This window comes from Ruegeria sp. YTSA168, assembly GCF_059610045.1.
The window spans coordinates 492,367-511,203 of record NZ_JBXWMW010000001.1; the positions used below are offsets into that span (position 1 = coordinate 492,367).

Sequence of the window (18,837 nt, forward strand, 5' to 3'; positions counted from 1 at the left end):
GGAGGCGAACCGCCGATGAACAAGCCTGGCGAATTCTACCAAAGAGACCGAGAATGGCACCCGCCCGCTTACACCAAGGATTATAAAACCAGCGTCGCGCGCTCACCGCAATATTCGCTGATTTCCTTGCAGAATTCGGTCAGTGAAATCACCGGTCCGGTCTTTGGTCACAATGACGTCGATCCGTTGGATGCCGACCTGATCTACAACTACGCCCAACCCGGTGCAAGCGCGATTGGTGAACGGATAATCCTTCATGGCCGGGTTCTGGATGAGAACGGACGCCCTGTTCCGAATACGCTAGTCGAGATGTGGCAGGCAAATGCGGGTGGCCGCTATCGACACAAAAAAGATACTTATCTGGCGCCGATCGACCCAAATTTCGGGGGATGTGGCCGCACGATTACGGACCAAGATGGCTACTACTATTTCCGAACGGTGAAACCCGGGGCATATCCCTGGCGCAACTGGGTGAACAGCTGGCGCCCCGCGCATATCCATATGTCGATCTTCGGCAGCGGTTTCGCGCAACGCCTGATCACACAGTGTTACTTTGAAGGTGATCCACTGATCCCGAAATGCCCGATCGTGAACACCATTCACGACCCGAATGCGATCGAGCAATTGGTTGCCGTGCTGGATATGAACTCAACCATCCCGCTTGATACCATTGCCTACAAGTTCGACATCATCCTTCGTGGACGCCGATCAACCCTGTTTGAAAACCGTCTGGAGGGGAACTGATGCCTCAGGAACTGAATTATCTGAAAGAGACCCCGTCTCAAACCGCGGGCCCTTACGTCCATATTGGACTGGCACCGGGCGCTGCTGGGTTTGACATCTACAAGCAAGAACTAGGGTGGGACATCGCCGGCCCCAATGCCAAAGGGGAACGCATCCGCATCGAAGGTGTCGTGATCGATGGCACCGGCTCCCCGATCAAAGACGTTTTGCTGGAAGCTTGGCAAGCCAATGCCGACGGGGTTTACGCCCACCCGGAAGACGAAGGAGACGTCGAAGACGGCTTTCGAGGATGGGGGCGTGTCATAACCGATTTTGAAACTGGTGAATGGGCCTTTGACACGGTCAAACCGGGCCGGACACGCGCTCGCAACGTTGGACAGCAGGCACCCCATATCAACCTGTGGGTGGTTGCACGCGGGATCAATGTCGGTCTGAATACTCGCATCTATTTTGAAGATGAGGCTGAGGCCAATGCTGAAGATCCTGTACTCAACGTAATCGAATGGGAACGTCGCCGTGCCACCCTGTTGGCCAAACGTAGTGAACGTGATGGCCAGATCATCTATCGATTTGACATCAAGCTGCAAGGTGAAGACGAAACCGTTTTCTTCGACGTCTGACTGATTTATCCGCCAGCCATGGGTTGGCGGGCACCCAAAGTGAAAGCCCATCATGACCAAGCCCTGCATCATCTGCTGCGCCATCACCGGCTCTCTGCCACGTAAGGAAAACAACCCGGCTGTTCCAATCACCGTGGAAGAGCAGATCGAAAGCACGTACGAAGCTTTTGAGGCGGGGGCAACTATTGCCCATGCACATGTGCGTAACGACGATCAGACAACCACGTCGGACACGGAAAAATTTGCGCGTCTCAAAGAAGGGCTAGAAAAGCATTGCCCCGGCATGATCATCCAGTTTTCGACAGGTGGCCGCTCAGGTGCCGAAAAAGAACGCGGCGGAATGCTGCCCCTGCGTCCAGATATGGCGTCCTTGTCGGTTGGCTCGGTCAACTTTCCGACACGTATTTATCCCAACAGTCCTGATCTGGTCGCCTGGCTATCATCAGAGATGCACAAATACGAGGTCACCCCGGAAATCGAAGCCTTTGATCTAAGCCACATCCTGCAGGCCATTCATATGAACAAAACCGGCGCTTTGCCCGGCAAACTCTACGTTCAGTTTGTCATGGGTGTAAAAAACGCGATGCCGGTCGACAAAGAAGTCTTTGATTTTTATGTCAAGATCATGACCGACCGTGCGCCCGACGCTGAATGGTGTGCCGCAGGAATTGGGGCAAATCAGATCGTCGTGAATGAATGGTCCATCGCGGCAGGTGGGCATACACGTACGGGTCTTGAAGACAATGTTCGCCTTGATCGCGATACACTTGCCCCGTCGAATGCTGCACTAGTTAAACGTGCCGCAGAACTCTGTGACAAGTACGAACGCTCCGTCGCAACATGGCAACAGGCCCGTGAAATGCTGGGGTTGAAAACGCCCCAGATCGTGTAATCATTCGATCGTCAAAAATAACTAGAAAGACCGCCCACTATGCCTGATGTTTTTTCCCATCCTTGGCTTGGCGGTCTGTTTGGCGACGCCGAAGTGGAAACGCTGCTGTCTGCCGAAACAGTGCTGAAATATATGCTTGCCGTCGAGGCCGCCTACGCGCGCGCGCTTGGGCATGTTGGACAAGCCGAGCCTCAGGCGGTGGACGCAGTCCTTGCGTCACTTGCGGCGTTTTCGCCCGATTTGCCCAAATTGGCCGCAGGCACACAAAAAGATGGCGTGGTTCTACCCTCTTTGGTGAAACAAATACGTGAAACGCTTTCCGAAGAATACCATTCAGCCTTGCACAATGGCATGACATCGCAGGACGTAGTCGACACGGCGTTTGTTCTGGGCCTCAAGCCGATTTGTGATTTAATGCAGTCGCGGCTCAGGCAGACGATCCAAGCTATTGATCAACTCATCACAGACCATGGCGACAACGCCCTTATGGGTCGCACGCGGATGCAAGCCGCACTTCCCATTTCCGTCAAGGACAGGTTGGGCAGTTGGAGGCGTCCGCTGTCGCAGAACTTGTCTCGTTTGGGTCAACTTAAGTCCTCCCTGCTTAGCCTTCAGCTTGGCGGGCCGGTCGGTGATCGCAAGGCATTTGGCTTAGATGGAGACAGAATTGCGGCTTACATGGCGAATGAACTTAGCCTAACAAATCCCGCAAACTGCTGGCACACGGACCGAAGCACAATTGCTGAGTTTGCGAATTGGTTGTCCCTGACAACAGGGTCCTTGGGCAAGATCGGAAAAGACTTTGCCTTGATGTCGCAGCAAGGCATCTCGGAAATCAAGCTCGTCGGGGGTGGAGGTTCATCCGCCATGCCCCACAAACAGAACCCCGTGCAGGCCGAACTGCTTGAAACACTCGCTCGCTTCAACGCCACACAATTGTCTGGTATCCACCAAGCACTAGTGCACGAGCAAGAGCGGTCTGGAGCAGCTTGGATGCTGGAATGGATGATCTTGCCGCAAATGATCTTAGCCACTGGAAAAGCGCTGAGCGTTGTTCAAACGACACTAACCGGTGTTGATTCATTGGGTCACTGCTAAAGCGCTCACAAACTGCACAGTATCGAGAACCCCAACGCTGGCTCCCGCCAACGCCAGCGACCTGACTGGGTTGCCGTCCCGAGCGTACGCGGACCGGGCTTCGGGACGAAAGGATAATCGACTACTATCAAACAACATTGGTTTTAGGCTCAATGCGGTCATTCACTGCACCCGGCATCAGCAACTACTAGGGTCAGGACTCAAAGCCAGTAGATAACGAGCGTAGCGAGGGCGACGGCTGATAGGAAGACCTTCGGGCAGCTGTCGTATCGGGTCGCTACGCGCCGCCAATCCTTAAGCCTTCCGAACATGACCTCGATGCGGTTGCGCCTCTTGTAGCGACGCTTGTCGTACTTCACTGGTTTCTTCCGCTGTTTCCGGCCAGGGATGCCGGCGCGTATCCCTCTGTCTTTCAACGCTTCTCTGAAACAGTCGGCGTCACAACTACGATCACCGAGAAGCCGATCGACTTCCGGCAGGCTGCTCAACAATGCCCGCGCGCCGATATAGTCGCTGACCTGACCGGCGGTGACCAACAAGTTGAGCGGTCGGCCCTGGCTGTCGCAAATGGCGTGCAGCTTGGTGTTCATGCCGCCATTGGTTAGACTAATCAGGCGTCCACGCTCCCCTTTTTCACGCCTATGCTGACCGCTGTTCGGTGAGCTTTTAGATACGTAGCGTCGATCATCATAGTCTGCTCCTCGCCTTGCTCGGCAGCCAGACCCTCCATCATTCGGGCGAAGACGCCCTTGTCGCTCCATCGTTTCCAGCGGTTGTAGGGCGTCTTGTGTGGGCCGTATTCACTCGGCGCTTCGCGCCACCTTCAGCCATTGCGATTGATATAGATTATTCCACTCAACACACGCCGGTCATCGAAGCGGGGTTTGCCGTGAGGCTTTGGGAAGAAGGGCTAAAGGCGCGCCATCTGCGCCAAAGACAGAAGGCAGATTCTGGTCGAACATCAGTGAATAGGGCTGAGCGGCGCAATATTTGTCAGAAATCTAGACATAGTGCAGAGTTCAACGTATCTTGGTGGAACTCGCACTAAATATTATCGCCCCTAATTGCGTCGCAGACAGCGTCCGTCACTTCTTGTGTATTGGATCGGCCGCCGACATCAGGTGTCATGACACCGTCCAAACACACTTTCTCCACGGCCCGCATGAGCCTTTGCGCTGCATCCGTTTCACCAAGATGTTCGAGCATCTGTGCTCCTGTCCAGAATGTTGCCACAGGATTGGCAATGCCTTTACCAGTGATGTCGAATGCAGATCCATGGATCGGTTCAAACATGGAAGGGTACCGCCGCTCCGGATCGATGTTGGCCGTTGGGGCAACCCCTAAAGACCCGGCCAGTGCACCTGCAAGATCGGACAATATGTCGGCATGCAAGTTCGTAGCGACAATTGTGTCCAAGCCTTGAGGTGATTTCACCATCCGCACGGTCATCGCGTCCACAAGCATCTTGTCCCAAGTTACATCAGGAAAGTCTTTTGATACTTCCTCAGCGATCTCGTCCCACATGACCATACCATGGCGCTGAGCATTAGATTTGGTCACCACTGTGAGCAGCTTTCGGGGGCGTGACTGGGCCAGTTTGAACGCATAACGCATAATGCGGGTGACACCGACTCGTGTGAAAACTGCGACCTCTGTTCCAACCTCTTCCGGAAGGCCTCGATGCGCGCGCCCCCCCATCCCGGCATACTCGCCTTCGGAGTTTTCGCGCACGATCACCCAATCTAGATCCCCTGGCCCGACATTCGCCAAAGGGGCCTGGATGCCAGGTAAAATGCGGGTTGGGCGTACGTTTGCGTATTGATCAAAGCCTTGGCAAATCGGCAACCGCAAACCCCAGAGCGTCAAGTGATCGGGAACATCAGGCGCGCCAACTGCACCGAAAAAGATCGCGTCAAAGGCTTTGAGCGTCTCCGTCCCATCTTCGGGCATCAACGCGCCGTCGCGCTTGTAGCGTTCCGAACCCCAATCAAAATGGGCAAACTCAAGCTGGAAGTTGCCATCCCGCTTGGAAAGCGCTTCAAGGGCTTGGACACCCGCCGCAATGACTTCCGGTCCAATCCCATCAGCGGGAATAGCGGCGATTCTGTACGTCTTCATATCACTCCCCTTTAGACGCTTCGTCATTCGGAACGCTGTGAGAAGCGTTGAAGTTGAGTGTATCTTTGTTTGTTGGACCACAAGCAATCGTAGCTGTATCATATAAAAAATTGATATAATGAGACCCAGATGGAACTGCGCCAACTTCGATGTTTGATTGCCGTGGCCGAGACACAGCATTTCGGCCGAGCCGCCCAGAAACTTGGCATGCTCCCAGCCTCGTTCGGCAGGCATATCAAACTTTTGGAAGAGGGGCTCGGTGGACAACTTCTTGTCAGAACAACGCGACATGTAGCGTTGACGGATGCAGGGCGCGAGTTCGTCGCTCAGGCCCGCGACTTGGTGGAGCAAGCTGATCAGATGGAGCGCACTTTTCGTGAAGGCACTCACGGAAAATCGAGAATTCTCCGGATCGGCGCAATTGACAGTGCCGCTGCTGGGCTGATGCCGCAACTGCTCCCGAAAGTCCATGAAACTTATCCCGAGATCGACGTTGAGCTCTTAGAGCAAAAAACAATTCGTCTTTTGCCGAGACTGCTATCGGGCCGCTTGGACATAGCGATCGTGCGTCCCCCGGACGCGCCGGACAGTCGGCTCGATTTTTTGCCTCTTTTTTCGGAAACAACGGTTGTCGCCATGCCAGAGGATCATCGCCTCGCAAAACGCAAAGCTGTGAGCGTGACGGACCTTGCCGATGAGCCATTGATTGTTCCGGATCGCGGCTCGCGGCCGCATAGCCACGATTTGACGATAAAGTTGTTGCTCGAGGCAGGATACACAGCCCGGATCGCCCAAATCGCCGAAGAAAAACAAACGATCGTCAGCCTAGTCAGCACAGGCGTCGGACTCGCAGTTGTTCCCAAGTGGGCCTCGCGCCTGGCGGTTGGGGGCGTCAGTTTTGTTACTTTGAACGGGTCGACGGATATTGCAAAACAGAGCCTTGCGTTGTCAGCAGTTTGGCTCAAAGAAACGCGACATGAATCTCGTGACGCCTTCTTGCGAGTTCTTCAAGAGAATTTGCTGGAGCTTTCACGGACCGCTTGAGGCGCATTATATCAATAATTTGTATAACCTCCGATGCATCCTAGGTGCTGGTGTCAAGCAAAACAGACGTATTAAAACTTCTGCACAATTCGAAACATGCGGCTTGAGCACCGTTGCAGCTGCATGAGTTCAGATCTCGGGAGGAAATACATGAATATTAGACATACGACGGCCGCTGCAGTTGTAGCGACGATCACGTTGGCGGCTGCAGGCAACGTTTCGGCGCAGGACCGCACAGGTTGGCCGGAAAGCTTCACCATCGGGACCGGCTCCCAGGGTGGCACATATTTCGGATACGGCTCCGGTTGGGGCGGCATCGTTTCTGAGGCGACCGGCGTTGCTGGCGGTGCGGAAGTCACCGGTGGACCCATGCAAAACATGTCGCTTGTTCATGCGGGCGATCTGGCATTCGGCATGACCACTATGGGGCCCGCCGCCGAGTCCATTGCTGGAAACAACCCAATCGCGCCGGGTCTTCAAATGACCAACGCGTGCGCCATGTTCCCGATGTACCAGACGCCGTTCTCGATCACCGCACTGTCGTCTTCAGGCATCGAAAGCGTCGCTGACATTCCAGCCGGAGCGAAAATCGGCTTTGGTCCGGCAGGATCGACATCAGACACCTACTTCCCGCGTATGATGGAAGAGCTGGGTGTGGATTTTGAACGCCGCAATGGTGGTTGGTCTGATTTGGGTGGACAGTTGCAGGACGGTCTGCTTGACGTGATCGCCTTTGCCGCTGGCGTTCCTGTCCCTGCCGTGTCGCAGCTCGAAGTGCAAACCGATGTAAACATCATCGAGTTCACCGAAGAGGAGCAGGCAAATATCACCGCTGCTTTCCCGGTGGCACAGTTCGATATCGCAGCCGACACTTACACAACTCTCGATGCACCGGCGCGTTCCGTATCGATGTGGAACTTCGCAATCGCAAATTGCGATCTCCCCGAAAGCTTCGTTTTCGAGGTCGTGAATGCAGTCATGTCCGACAACGAACGGATGGTCGCCACGCACAAGGCGGCACGTTCGACGCTGCCTGAGTTCTGGGACCGCAACAGTGTGATGAAATGGCATCCCGGTGCCGCAAAGTGGTTCATGGAAAACGCGGGCGCTGACATCCCGGCGGATATGGTCCACGGCGGTTAGGTACTTTTGCTACTGAGGCAAGTCTAAACAAACGAATCCGCGCTCTTTTCAGGGCGCGGTTACTTTGCGGGCATACGGACACGCGGAGCACAGAACGATGACGCAGAAAGACGCGGCAAAAGATGACGACCACCTGATTGCAGATGGGGTGGACGAAGAGCCCATCGAAGGAAACCGTCGTCTGTTTGAAGGCCGTAGTCTTTTCATCGTCGCTGCGGTGGCCACGATTTATGCCGCGCTGCACATGATCGCCTTGAACGGCGTTTCGTTGTCGAACCTCATTGCTTTGCCTACGACAATTCAAGCAGAGCGCGCCGATGCAGCCGCCGATGCGGCGTTTTCCGATTTACGTGCAACGCTTGGCGCGGCCGGAGAGGCGTTCGAAGGGAATTCGGTGCGCCGCCTCAAGGCGCTCGCAGATGAGACTATGTCAACGGCTGAAAACGCGGACGACATAGCCATCAGCATCACCGCACTAGATACAGCACGGGACCAAGCCGCCGCTCTAACGCGTAAGGCGCGAGCAGTGCGCACAACGTGGTCCGAGAGACTATGGTTCTTGCCGCAATTCCCACTGGAGACATGGAATTTCCGCATCCTCCACATAGGCGGAGCCCTGGCGCTTGGGTTCTTGCTGTTCGCCTCTGGGCAATTTGGTGCAGGCTTTGTTGCACGTGGATCGGGCTTGCAAATGGTCTCTGCCGCCCTGCTCATCCCGGTTGCTTGGTCAGCATATACTGTTATTGGCTTCGCCAATTTCCTGAGCTCAGGCGACGCGGCCGAAGTTGGAGGACGCGTGATTTGGATGTCTCTGCCTGAAGGCAGCGAACGCCTTGGTGCGTTTCCCAGTTATGAAGGCATCTTCGAAGCTGAGATTTGGCAATTCGGTGTGCCACTTCTCGTGGCAACCTTTGCAGCGATTGTTATTGGTTGGATCGATCGAGTGGAGCGCGATCGTTTCGCTCTGTCCGACATTGTTTTGGCTCTTTGCGGTCTGATCGTTGCCGCCTATCTGGTCGTGGTCTACTCCACTGCCGCTCGCAATTCGGTGGGCACGGCAGAAGTACCAATTGGTGTGGCCTTTGCCGCCACTGCGGGCGCTGCGCTTGTCATGGAATTGACCCGCCGCGTGACTGGTCTTGCGCTTGTGATCATTACGGGCGTTTTCCTGATCTACACCTTCACTGCCCACCTGTTGCCCGGCATCCTCGCAGTGGAAAACGCCTATAGCTGGCAGCGGTTCTTCGGCCATGTCTATTCCGATGCCGGTATTCTTGGGCCAACGACAGCGGTTTCCTCGACCTACATCATCCTTTTCATTATCTTTGCTGCGTTCCTGCAGGCCTCCAAAGTGGGCGACTACTTCGTCAACTTTGCCTTTGCCGCGGCGGGGCGCGCGCGGGGCGGTCCCGCGAAAGTTGCCATTTTTGCCTCTGGTCTCATGGGCATGATCAACGGCACTTCGGCAGGCAACGTGGTGGCGACCGGGTCGCTCACGATCCCGCTAATGAAGAAGGTCGGCTACCATAAGAAGACCGCTGGCGCAGTCGAAGCGGCAGCCTCAACAGGGGGGCAGATCATGCCACCGATCATGGGTGCGGGTGCGTTCATCATGGCTGAGATCACGGGTATCCCGTATCAGGAGATCGCGATCGCGGCGATCATCCCAGCGGTGCTCTATTTCGTCTCCGTCTACCTCATGGTTGATTTTGAGGCTGCGAAACTCGGTATGCGCGGCATGCGCGAGGATGAGCTGCCCAAATTTAACAAGATGGTCCGTCAGGTCTATCTATTCATCCCGATCATCATCCTTATCTATGCGCTCTTCCTTGGCTACTCAGTCATCCGCGCCGGGACGCTCGCCACCGTTGCGGCAGTGGTCGTCAGTTGGCTGACCCCATACCGTATGGGGTTGCGCTCGATACTTAAGGCGTTCGAACTCGCGGGCGTCATGTCGATCCAAATCATCGCGGTCTGCGCTTGCGCAGGAATAATTGTCGGCGTCATCAGCCTCACAGGGGTCGGCGCGCGTTTCTCTGCGGTCCTCCTTGATCTTGCCGCTGCGTCCCAGCTTCTGGCTTTGTTCTTTGCGATGTGCATTGCAATCCTGCTCGGTATGGGTATGCCCACGACCGCGGCCTATGCCGTCGCAGCAAGCGTGGTTGCACCTGGCCTTGTGCAACTTGGTATCCCCCAGCTCACGGCGCACTTCTTCGTGTTCTACTTCGCGGTTCTCTCCGCGATCACCCCTCCCGTTGCACTGGCCAGTTATGCGGCCGCAGGGATATCTGGTGCCAACCCAATAGAAACCTCGGTAGCCTCGTTCAAGATCGGCATCGCCGCTTTCATTGTGCCGTTCATGTTCTTCTACAACTCGGCGCTCCTGATGGATGGCACGACGCTCGAAATCCTACGCGCAGGTGTGACGGCCGTCATCGGTGTGTTCCTGCTGTCCAGCGGCGTGCAGGGGTGGTTCGTCGGGGCGCGCTCAGCCTGGTTCATCCGCGGCCTCCTGATCATCGCCGCACTGTTCCTGATATCTGGGGGGCTTTTGACCGATCTGATTGGCGTCGGACTGGCTGTCGTGACGTGGTTTGTGCAGCGCCTCTTCCATCCAGACCCTGATGCGCCCATTCCGATGAGAGGCGCCGACTAACGCGTCAGCAGTTTCCCTCCGGTCCGCTCAATTGGCGGTGTCGAGCTGAGCGTTTCCTGGGTCCACGGCATGAGAGAGCGTTTCCTGTGCTTCAGACCTCGAATTGAACCATCGAACCCTGGCAAGCGCGCTTGGCATTGCTGCTGATAATCTGCACCCAGATTTCAAACACATCACCGCACCCTTCGATCTGCGACGGCGCGGCGTCGAGGTCAAGGTCATCGCCGGAGATATGGCACCCCAACCTGATCCCCACCTCCGGTCCATGCTGATCCGCGCCCATGGCTGGGCGCGCGATCTAAAAGCCGGAGTTCAACTGATGGAGATCGCACGCCGTGAGAGCGTCCCCGGCGCCTTCATCCGCACCCGCGCCCATCTCGCCTTTCTCTCCCCGAAGATTCAGGCTGCGATTCTCGACGGCACACAGCCGCCCGAACTCACACTCAAGCGTCTGGTCAGCGTGACCCACCCATTTGACTGGACCGAACAGGAACGCCTGTTCGGCTTTTGATAGCTCCAGATCCTGCGTCCCTGAAGCAGGTTTCGCCCACCCTGATCCGGCGGACCAATTCCCTGTTAGCGCGAGAAATTTCCCTGTTCCACCTTTTAGGGAATCTGCATTATAAGCCTCTGAAAAACATACAGTTCTGACATGTGAAACTCTAAGTTCTAAACCCATCTAAAGAAAATTCCCTGTAAATTGCCGGGTATCAGGGAAATCTGGCCCAAAGCGACCTCGCTATAATGCGACACTGAGACCCGCGCCTGAATTGTCCTATGAATGTACAGTCTGCTCCGTCTCTGATTGAAAGCACATGCGTCAACTCGCGGGAATTGCGGCACAATTCCGGGTCAGAAAGCACAACTGAAGTTAGACGGGTATGGGTGGCGGTGCTGTCAGACGAATTCGAACCAGTCTCAGTTTGCCGCGGAAACCGCGAACCTATCCGGAACAAAGTTGACGCCACTCGGCAAGAGCGGCGGCGCGGATCAGCTTGAAGGTGTCTCGGCTGGCTAGCGATCTTTCCTGATTGAAGTGGTTGTAGACAGAGGAATGGACAGAGGCGAATTTCTGTAAACTTCGCATGCGCCTGAACCGTTGCATCGCGCGTTCGCGTCGTCGAAACGGCAGGTGCGAGTTCTCGACGCGGTTGTTGAGCCACGTTCCTGTCAGCTGTTTTCCAGCGCGCCCATTTCTCTGAGAGCAGCCCGGTACGATGCGAAGCGATCCGTGACGACGTTTTCCGCTTTGCCGTGTCGCTTCATCAGTTTCCTGAGAAATTTCAGTGATGCAGCTTGGTTTCGGCGTTTGGTGACAAAGGCTTCCAGCACCTCGCCTTTGTGATCAACAGCCCGCCAAAGATAATGACGCTTGCCATTTACCTTCACGAAAACCTCATCCATGTGCCACTTCCATTTCGAAAATGCGCGTAGCTTCTGAACACGCTTCCGTCTGATCTCAACGGCAAACACCGGGCCAAACCTGTTCCACCAATACCGGACAGTTTCGTGACTCACGTCGATGCCTCGCTCGTGCAACAGATCTTCGACATTCCGAAGCGAGAGCGGGAAACGAATGTACAGCATCACCGCAAGGCGAATGATCTTGGGACTGGTTTTGAAGTTTTTGAAAGAAGCAGGGTTGGTCATGGGCAAAAGCTACGCAACACCCCTGCCCCGCTCAACCAAAGTTCTTCTGACAAGACCCAACAATCATTGTCTGGTTCCGCGAGCCACAATCCGCACGGCCTTGATCGCGGTATGGTGCTGCGCCTGCTGCCCAGTGCCCTCGGTGCCTTCCGAGCAGAGCCATAGTGGGCGCGCCGCTTTTTGAACCAAGGACGGGCTGACCTGGTATCGGTATCCTAGATACCGACTGTATTCTTACATACGTAGGCTAAGAAAGCCCCCTACACGTCACAAATGAAGTCCTTCTCACAAGGGCGCTACAATGATGTCCGCAAACACTAGCCGCGTGGTAGTGCGATGTCGTTGCTGCCTTCAGGCTCTGGTCCAACGCCATAGTCCATTCGGTGCATCTGATCGATCACACGTGACATTTCTTCATTCGACAAAACCGGCGGTTCCCCAAGCGGTAGCGCCTGCACATAAAGTCGCGACAAAGTCTCGACCTCTGTCGCCAACCAAAGAGCCTTGTCCAATGTCTTGCCGATCGCGATCTGCCCGTGTTGAGCCAGCAGACACGCCGTTCTGCTTTTGAGCGCATCCAGCACCGCCTCAGACAGCTCTTGCGTTCCAAAGGTGGCATATTCGGCACAAGGGATGGTCGTTCCGCCAGCCACTCCGACCATATAGTGGAAAGCCGGAATCTGTCGGTGATGGCAGGCAAGTGTCGTCGCGTAAACCGAGTGGCAATGCAACACGACATCGATATCCGGGCGGGCTTTCAGAATATCCCGATGGAAACGCCATTCAGATGATGGCCTGCGCCCGACATAGGTGCCTTCGAAATCCATTTCCACCAAATCGTCGGGAATCATCTTGTCATAGGGCAAAGACGACGGTGTTATCAGGAACCCATCCTCGAAACGGACCGACAGATTTCCGGCCGTGCCCTGATTAATCCCCGTGGAGTTCATTTTCAAACATGTCTCAACCATACGCTCGCGTAGATCTTGTTCAGTCATAAGATTGGCCTCCTTGTCGATTTGCGGCCTCGCGCCATTGCGTCGCGTATTCCGTCAGGCCCGGCAGTACAATGGGTACGACCGGTTCAAGCGTCAGAGGCGTCGATGGGCTACCCGACGCCCTGCGTGCGAGTTGCAACGCACCTGCGACAACACCATGAGTTTCATGCGACGCTTCTGTGCGAAGGCCCGGACGCAAGGCCGCGACGATTTGCGCGTACATTGGGTCCTTCAGAAACGTGCCATCCAAGATGAGCGTTGAGCCTCCGTCCAAGACATCAGTGCAGGTGACTGTCAGCAATGCAGAATGCAGAACCGCAAGCGCCGCGCGCTCAGCTTGGTTTTCTGGAGGAGCACCGACAATATGACCTCGTCTGGCTGAGCCGGGAAACTGCCCGTCATTGTCACCAAAACTCGGCATGGCCATCGTGCCCCGTTCGATCAGATGCGCCACGACCTTTTGTTCGGCAACTTCATTGATTGTATCTGCTCCGGCAATGGTGGAAAACTCTCGCCCACCCATCGTCAGTGCCCCACCGATCGGGTTGCCATCCATATCTGCGTTAATCGTGGTGCCAAGTGACTGATCAAGTTTTCTGGTTTCAACCTCACGTGACAAAGCGACAACCCAGGTTCCCGTAGAAACCAGTGCAAAATCTTTAACCTGCGCGGCCAGATAGCGGAAAAAGTTGGCCGTGGAGTCATGTGCTCCGGTCAACACCACCATGTCCTGAGGTAAGTCAAATCGCTGCACAAGGTCCTCACGCACCGGTCCGAGAGGGTTCCAGGCCGCCTTGAATTCTGGCATAAGTGTTTCCCAACCTTGCTCCAGAACAATCGGCGTCCACCGTCGCTGCGGTACATTCCACAGATGCGACTGCGCCCCCATTGCCGAGTATTCAGAGGCCGCGACTCCGGTCAGCCACCAACCCCAAAATTGCGCGATGTTCAGAAAGTGCCGAGCGTTGCAAAACTCTGCCGGGTATATGCGTTCCATCCAAAGCAACTGACGCGCTGCATGCGTGGAGGCCATCATCACCGGGCTACCGCGATCCTCGAAGGTTCCCGCTTTTTTGCGATATTCTGCATCAATGTCAGCAGGGCATGCCTGCTCATAATCGATCATCGGCAAGGCTTGTCCCGCACCGGCTCCGTCTGGGTCCGAGCCCACAAGTACCCCGCCTGACCCATGCCCGACCGGAACAATCGTCCAGATTGGGTACCGCTTGCAAAGCTCTGCAAGCGTTGTGATCAACCAGATCGAAGTGCCTTCCAAGTCATGGTATCGCCAGGTCTGACCGTCCAGAACCGAGTTAGGGGTCGACCGACTCTCGAGCAAAGTGCCGTCTTTGCTGGCAACCCAAAGCTCGATGTTGGTCTTGCCAACATCGATAACAGCGATATCACCTTTTCCGGTCAAAAGCTTAGCACGTCAGCAATTACACCGCCTCTTGCATCCCCAACTGAATCTGCTGCTGTCATCATATGAGGCGGTACTGGGCCGCTTTGTTCCTGAGGAACGGCAACCCCTTGTCCATAACGTCTTCGAAGGAAGGGGCAACAGGCCGCCACACAGCAAGACCGTACCCAATCTGAGGGGGCATGTTGATGAAACTTTCCATCGCAAGCCCCCCCTTGAAGCCGATCGCGGCTAGAGTGGCGTAGATTTCGTCCCAGTCACAGGTCCCCTCGCCCGGTGTGCCGCGGTCGCTTTCCGACAAATGAATGTAGCGCAAGTGTTCTCGTGCATCGAGGATACCGTTGCCCGCGCCCTTTTCTTCGATATTCATGTGATACGTGTCGAGATGGATGAAGATGTTGTCGGCCCCCACCTTTTCGATCATGTCGACCGCCTGCCAACCTGTATTGATCAAATGGTTTTCGTAACGATTTACCGGCTCGATACCAAAGGCGATCCCAAGGGTCTTGGCATGTTTCGCGGCCCCCTCCAAAGCCTGAGCAATATTATCGTATTCTGCCTGCGTGGGTGGGACCCCTGTGCGTTCTCCGATGCCGCCATATGTGACGCCGGAAAGGGCTTCGGCACCCATCTTACTGGCCATGTTCATAGCGTCGACAAGGTGCTCGATTGCGCCGTCTGGATTAACTGATGCCCAGTTTTTTTCAGGCAGTCCGAGCGAGCAGACTGCTCGCATTTCGTGTTTTTCGAGCAAGTCGCGCGTGTGAGCTGCATCCACAACGCCGGTATCCAGCAAGGCAATCTCGATGAAATCCATCTGGTAGGCAGCCGCAGCGGGTATCGTCCGCGCGGCCCCATCACGATCCCAATGCATGGTCCACATGCTGGTATGTACGCCGAAACCTTCCATGATCATGTCCCTCTTCGTCGTTTGTCTCGCCACCGCTCACCAACCCAGCGCAGCGCCATCACGCCAATCAGAAACAATCCCCAGACAGCGGTGGACAAATGCTGGTTGGCACCGATCAGGTTCAGACCTGATGAAAGTGCTTGCAGGATAATCAAGGCCAGAACCACCGGTAGAACACGCCCAAACCCGCCAAATGGATCGATACCGCCCAGGAAACAAGCCAGCACTGTCACCAGCAGTAGGGCCTCGCCATGGCCAACTCGGACAGAATTGAATCGCGCCGCCATCAAAATCCCGGCAACGGCGCATATCACGCCCGAAATCGCGTAGATCAAGACAAGTGTCCGGCGCGTATGCAGGCCGGAATATTCAGACGCCTGGATATTCGAACCGATCATGTAGACCGAGAACCCGTGTCGTGATCGTCTCAGCATGATATGCCACATGAGCGCGGCCACCAGAAAGACGATCATCGGAACTGGAACGCCCATAACGCTGCCGTGGCCCAGTACGTTCATGTACTCTGGAAATCCCGATATGTCTCCTCCACGGGTTAGGAACTCACCCAACCCGCGAAGGAAGATCATCATGGCAAGCGATACCAGAATGGGATGTGCACCGACATAAGCCACGACGACGCCCATGACAGCGCCCGAAGCAGCACCCGCCAGTAAGGCAAGCACCACACCCAGCACGAAAGCCCCCAGTCCAGCATCAGGCCCTCCGAATTGTATCAAAACCCAAGCCAGTGCGAGACCCGAAATGTTGGCTTGAAAGATGATGGCAAGGTTCAGCCCACCCGAAAGAATCGGCACAAGCATTGCCAGTGTCAGCAACCCCAAGACCGGCATCTGAAACGCCATCGAGCGCAGGTTGGCACCTGTTAGAAACAAAGGGGTAGCGAAGGAAAACGTCAGAAAAACCAAGCCGAGAAAGACAAGAAGGGGCAAGGTTTCCGCACCAAATGCCGCGTTCAATTTCTCGCGCAAGCTCATGTTGTTCCCACCTTTGCGACAGCTGTGGTATCGCGTGGGAGCCGCCCAAAACTCAGGTTCGATGATGAGATAGCCAGCAGGATCGCCGCGCCGATGATCATTTGGAATGCAAAGGGCGAGATTCCAACAAGGTTCAGACCGTTCTGCGTAATCGCGACAAACATCACCCCAAGAATGCACCCAAGAACAGTGCCTCGCCCACCACCAAGTCGAGCCCCACCGAGGACCACGGCAGCCAGCACGTCCAGTTCTCGACCGTATAGCGCATTTGGAACAACTTCTTGGGCAATGTTCACCTGCATCAGCCCCCCTATGCCGGCCATCATACCGCACCATCCAAAGGCGACAATTTGCATCTGCCAGATATTCACGCCCGCGCGCCTTGCTCCCTCGGGGTTGTCGCCAAATGCATAAAGCTGGCGGCCCAGTGTGGTCAGACGGATGAGGCCCCAAGTCGCGACGACGCAGCCGATCATGACGGCAACTGAAAGATTCAGTTCCGACCAGGTTCCATCCGAAGCTTGTCGTTCAAAGATGAAGATACGATCAGTCCACCAATCCGGCAGGTTGTAGATGTTTCGACCTTTCGTGAAGAACATCAGCAACCCAAAGAACGCGTTGAAGGTGGCAATGGTGATAACAATAGAAATCACCCGAAACCCGTGGATCAGAAGGGCGTTGATCATTCCAAGACCGATCCCAAGCAGACCCGCGACCAAAAAACCCACCGCCCAGTTTCCGCCCCCTATGCCCATGAAAACCTGCGCGGCCACATACTGAACGACCGAAGCCGCGACCGCGAAAGAAATATCGATGCCACCAGCAATCAGGACGACCAGCAGGCCAACCGCCCAGATCAGGTTCACCGCGTTATTGTTCAACAACGACGTGATGTTGCCCAACGTCAGGAAGGTGTCCGTACCAAGCGACAAACCAATGATCATCAAAAGCAACACAACACTGAGGCGCGCCTCGACGGGATGATCACGAAAGAAGTCACGCATAGATACGTGCCTCAAGTTCGGGAACGCTGGTCGCCCGTGGATCGTATTCGCCCACAATACGCCCATCCGCCATATGCAGCACACGATCCGCATTGAACATCGCTTCGGTCACCTCGTCCGAGATCAAGAGGATCGCCAGCCCTTCTTTGGCCAAATGTCGTACGATGCGAAAGATGCCCGCCCGGGCCCCGACATCCACACCAACGGTTGGGCTGTCGAGGATCAAAAGCCGCGGCTCGGTTGCCAGCCATTTTGCCAGTACAACCCGTTGCTGGTTGCCGCCTGACAGCGTCGAGACAGCATCCTCCGGCTGCCCAATCTTGACGGCAAGTTCATCGATCCAGTGACAAACAAGATCGGTTTGGCGTTTGGGGGATAGCAATCCGAACCCATTGAGAATGCGATCAAGCACTGAAATAGACGTGTTATCCGCGATTGATTGCGGCTGGATAAGCCCCAAGGACAGCCTGTCTTCCGAAACATAAGCGACACCGCGCGCGATAGAGTCGCGGATCGAGGCAAATCGAACAGACGACCCTTCCATCCGGATTTCACCCGCATCGGGTGGTTTCATACCAATTAGTGCAAGGGCCAGTTCCGTGCGGCCGGCTCCGATCAAGCCCGTCAAACCCAGAACTTCACCACGCCGGATGGTAAGGGAAACATCGTAGAACTCTTCGTGCCGACTTAACCCAACGGTTTCCAGAACCGGCTCCGCCTGAGAACGGTCCTGAGCGCTGACCGTGTTCTCCAAAAGCGCCCCGGTCATAAGCTCGCCAAGACGGGATTGCGTCATACCCTCGGTCGGATAGACGCCGACAAGCTTGCCATCGCGCAGGACTGTGACCCGCTCTGAAATGTCGATCACTTCTGCCAATCGGTGGCTGACGAAGACGACAGCAATACCTTGTGAGGACAGCGTGCGAACGACCTCTAGCAATGAATCCGTTTCGCTTTGGGTTAGCGACGCCGTCGGCTCATCCATAAACACCAGACGTGCGTCGCCCATTAACGCCCGCGCAATCGCAACGATCTGACGTTGCGCAATTGGCAAATCACCCAGTCGTGTATCCAGGTTCAACGGCACCTTCAGGCGATCAAGCACTGCCTGTACGCGGGTCTTATAGCGACGTCCGAACGTCAGGCGCGGCACCAGTCCAACCATCTCATCAAAAGCGATGTTTTCCGCGACGGTCATATGCGGAAATAGCGCAAGATCCTGCCAAATAACCGCGATCCCCAACGCTCGGGCTTTCGTCGGGGAAATCGTGTCAACTGGCTGACCAAACAGTTGCAATTCCGCGCCAGGGTCAGCTGTATACACACCAGTAACAAGCTTGATCAGTGTGGACTTGCCACAACCGTTTTCTCCGGCAAGGCAATGCACCTCTCCCGAACGCACTTCGAAATCAACGGATTGCAGCGCCTTTACGCCGCCGAAGGTTTTCGAGACGTTTCGAAGCCTCAGCGCCGGGGCTTTGTCTGGATCAGTTTTCATGTGTGTTCTTAGTCTGAATGGAGATCCGCGATGCGCGGAGCTCCAAA

Annotated in this window: 16 protein-coding genes and 2 pseudogenes; 9 read left to right on the plus strand and 9 right to left on the minus strand. The window is 55.5% G+C overall.

Going from position 1 to position 18,837, the window contains the following annotated elements:
- Nucleotides 1-15 precede the first annotated feature (15 nt).
- From pcaH to AC2FFE_RS02500, 4 genes are read left to right on the plus strand one after another with little or no spacing between them, the layout of a single operon-like run.
- The gene (gene pcaH / locus AC2FFE_RS02485) at nt 16-744 is read left to right on the plus strand and encodes a protocatechuate 3,4-dioxygenase subunit beta (RefSeq protein WP_496818759.1); all 729 of its coding nucleotides are present in this window, start codon (nt 16-18) and stop codon (nt 742-744) included.
- A complete protein-coding gene (pcaG, locus tag AC2FFE_RS02490) occupies nt 744-1,364 on the plus strand; it encodes a protocatechuate 3,4-dioxygenase subunit alpha (RefSeq protein WP_496818760.1) in 621 nt (206 codons plus the stop codon). Before pcaH ends, pcaG begins: the two co-directional genes overlap by 1 nt.
- A 52-nt stretch (nt 1,365-1,416) precedes the next feature.
- A complete protein-coding gene (locus tag AC2FFE_RS02495; protein WP_496845753.1) occupies nt 1,417-2,256 on the plus strand; it encodes a 3-oxoadipate:acetyl-CoA acetyltransferase in 840 nt (279 codons plus the stop codon).
- A gap of 39 nt (nt 2,257-2,295) precedes the next feature.
- Nucleotides 2,296-3,354 (plus strand): 3-carboxy-cis,cis-muconate cycloisomerase, encoded by a 1,059-nt coding sequence (locus AC2FFE_RS02500; protein ID WP_496818762.1) that lies wholly within the window; start codon nt 2,296-2,298, stop codon nt 3,352-3,354.
- Nucleotides 3,355-3,554: 200 nt separating this feature from the next.
- On the opposite strand, the pseudogene AC2FFE_RS02505 reads toward AC2FFE_RS02500, so the two are convergent.
- A pseudogene (locus tag AC2FFE_RS02505) lies at nt 3,555-4,279 on the minus strand (IS5 family transposase).
- A gap of 119 nt (nt 4,280-4,398) precedes the next feature.
- Complete coding sequence (locus AC2FFE_RS02510; protein ID WP_171669730.1) at nt 4,399-5,472, minus strand: tartrate dehydrogenase; 1,074 nt, start codon at nt 5,470-5,472, stop codon at nt 4,399-4,401.
- Between the two features lie 129 nt (nt 5,473-5,601).
- Between AC2FFE_RS02510 and AC2FFE_RS02515 the strand changes: the two genes are divergently transcribed.
- The 4 genes from AC2FFE_RS02515 (at nt 5,602) to AC2FFE_RS02530 (ending at nt 10,826) form a co-directional block, all read left to right on the plus strand.
- Nucleotides 5,602-6,516 carry a LysR family transcriptional regulator gene (locus tag AC2FFE_RS02515; protein WP_496818764.1) on the plus strand — a complete coding sequence of 305 codons (915 nt, stop codon included), beginning with the start codon at nt 5,602-5,604 and terminating at the stop codon, nt 6,514-6,516.
- A gap of 150 nt (nt 6,517-6,666) precedes the next feature.
- On the plus strand, nt 6,667-7,659 hold the full coding sequence (locus AC2FFE_RS02520; RefSeq protein ID WP_496818765.1) for a TAXI family TRAP transporter solute-binding subunit: 993 nt from the start codon (nt 6,667-6,669) through the stop codon (nt 7,657-7,659).
- Between the two features lie 97 nt (nt 7,660-7,756).
- Nucleotides 7,757-10,315: a TRAP transporter permease gene (locus AC2FFE_RS02525; RefSeq protein WP_496845754.1), complete on the plus strand. Its 2,559-nt coding sequence runs from the start codon at nt 7,757-7,759 to the stop codon at nt 10,313-10,315.
- 103 nt (nt 10,316-10,418) lie between these two features.
- A complete protein-coding gene (locus AC2FFE_RS02530; protein ID WP_496818767.1) occupies nt 10,419-10,826 on the plus strand; it encodes a hypothetical protein in 408 nt (135 codons plus the stop codon).
- Between the two features lie 432 nt (nt 10,827-11,258).
- Here the strand turns inward: AC2FFE_RS02530 and AC2FFE_RS02535 are convergent.
- Nucleotides 11,259-11,902, minus strand: a pseudogene (locus tag AC2FFE_RS02535) (IS6 family transposase).
- On the opposite strand from AC2FFE_RS02535, the gene AC2FFE_RS02540 reads away from it, so the two are divergent.
- Nucleotides 11,825-12,130 carry a hypothetical protein gene (locus AC2FFE_RS02540; protein ID WP_496845899.1) on the plus strand — a complete coding sequence of 102 codons (306 nt, stop codon included), beginning with the start codon at nt 11,825-11,827 and terminating at the stop codon, nt 12,128-12,130. The pseudogene AC2FFE_RS02535 and the gene AC2FFE_RS02540 overlap by 78 nt on opposite strands.
- Before the next feature lie 152 nt (nt 12,131-12,282).
- On the opposite strand, the gene AC2FFE_RS02545 is transcribed toward AC2FFE_RS02540, so the two are convergent.
- From AC2FFE_RS02545 to AC2FFE_RS02570, 6 genes are all read right to left on the minus strand, one after another.
- Entirely contained in the window at nt 12,283-12,963 is a 681-nt protein-coding gene (locus AC2FFE_RS02545) for a class II aldolase/adducin family protein (RefSeq protein ID WP_496845755.1), read from the minus strand.
- Complete coding sequence (locus tag AC2FFE_RS02550) at nt 12,956-14,383, minus strand: FGGY family carbohydrate kinase (RefSeq protein ID WP_496845756.1); 1,428 nt, start codon at nt 14,381-14,383, stop codon at nt 12,956-12,958. The genes AC2FFE_RS02545 and AC2FFE_RS02550 overlap by 8 nt, the downstream gene beginning before the upstream one ends.
- 61 nt (nt 14,384-14,444) lie before the next feature.
- A complete protein-coding gene (locus AC2FFE_RS02555) occupies nt 14,445-15,293 on the minus strand; it encodes a sugar phosphate isomerase/epimerase family protein (protein WP_496845757.1) in 849 nt (282 codons plus the stop codon).
- Nucleotides 15,294-15,295: 2 nt separating this feature from the next.
- The gene (locus AC2FFE_RS02560; protein WP_496821140.1) at nt 15,296-16,288 is read right to left on the minus strand and encodes an ABC transporter permease; all 993 of its coding nucleotides are present in this window, start codon (nt 16,286-16,288) and stop codon (nt 15,296-15,298) included.
- Entirely contained in the window at nt 16,285-17,292 is a 1,008-nt protein-coding gene (locus AC2FFE_RS02565; RefSeq protein ID WP_496821139.1) for an ABC transporter permease, read from the minus strand. The genes AC2FFE_RS02560 and AC2FFE_RS02565 overlap by 4 nt, the downstream gene beginning before the upstream one ends.
- On the minus strand, nt 17,285-18,790 hold the full coding sequence (locus tag AC2FFE_RS02570) for a sugar ABC transporter ATP-binding protein (protein WP_496821138.1): 1,506 nt from the start codon (nt 18,788-18,790) through the stop codon (nt 17,285-17,287). The genes AC2FFE_RS02565 and AC2FFE_RS02570 overlap by 8 nt, the downstream gene beginning before the upstream one ends.
- Nucleotides 18,791-18,837: the final 47 nt, after the last annotated feature.

Bases quoted from the DNA above. Each gene is read 5' to 3' on its own strand.
- pcaH (WP_496818759.1), top strand. From the start codon at position 16: ATGAACAAGCCTGGCGAATTCTACCAAAGAGACCGAGAATGGCACCCG.
- pcaG (WP_496818760.1), top strand. From the start codon at position 744: ATGCCTCAGGAACTGAATTATCTGAAAGAGACCCCGTCTCAAACCGCG.
- AC2FFE_RS02495 (WP_496845753.1), top strand. From the start codon at position 1,417: ATGACCAAGCCCTGCATCATCTGCTGCGCCATCACCGGCTCTCTGCCA.
- AC2FFE_RS02500 (WP_496818762.1), top strand. From the start codon at position 2,296: ATGCCTGATGTTTTTTCCCATCCTTGGCTTGGCGGTCTGTTTGGCGAC.
- AC2FFE_RS02510 (WP_171669730.1), bottom strand. From the start codon at position 5,472: ATGAAGACGTACAGAATCGCCGCTATTCCCGCTGATGGGATTGGACCG.
- AC2FFE_RS02515 (WP_496818764.1), top strand. From the start codon at position 5,602: ATGGAACTGCGCCAACTTCGATGTTTGATTGCCGTGGCCGAGACACAG.
- AC2FFE_RS02520 (WP_496818765.1), top strand. From the start codon at position 6,667: ATGAATATTAGACATACGACGGCCGCTGCAGTTGTAGCGACGATCACG.
- AC2FFE_RS02525 (WP_496845754.1), top strand. From the start codon at position 7,757: ATGACGCAGAAAGACGCGGCAAAAGATGACGACCACCTGATTGCAGAT.
- AC2FFE_RS02545 (WP_496845755.1), bottom strand. From the start codon at position 12,963: ATGACTGAACAAGATCTACGCGAGCGTATGGTTGAGACATGTTTGAAA.
- AC2FFE_RS02555 (WP_496845757.1), bottom strand. From the start codon at position 15,293: ATGGAAGGTTTCGGCGTACATACCAGCATGTGGACCATGCATTGGGAT.
- AC2FFE_RS02560 (WP_496821140.1), bottom strand. From the start codon at position 16,288: ATGAGCTTGCGCGAGAAATTGAACGCGGCATTTGGTGCGGAAACCTTG.
- AC2FFE_RS02565 (WP_496821139.1), bottom strand. From the start codon at position 17,292: ATGCGTGACTTCTTTCGTGATCATCCCGTCGAGGCGCGCCTCAGTGTT.
- AC2FFE_RS02570 (WP_496821138.1), bottom strand. From the start codon at position 18,790: ATGAAAACTGATCCAGACAAAGCCCCGGCGCTGAGGCTTCGAAACGTC.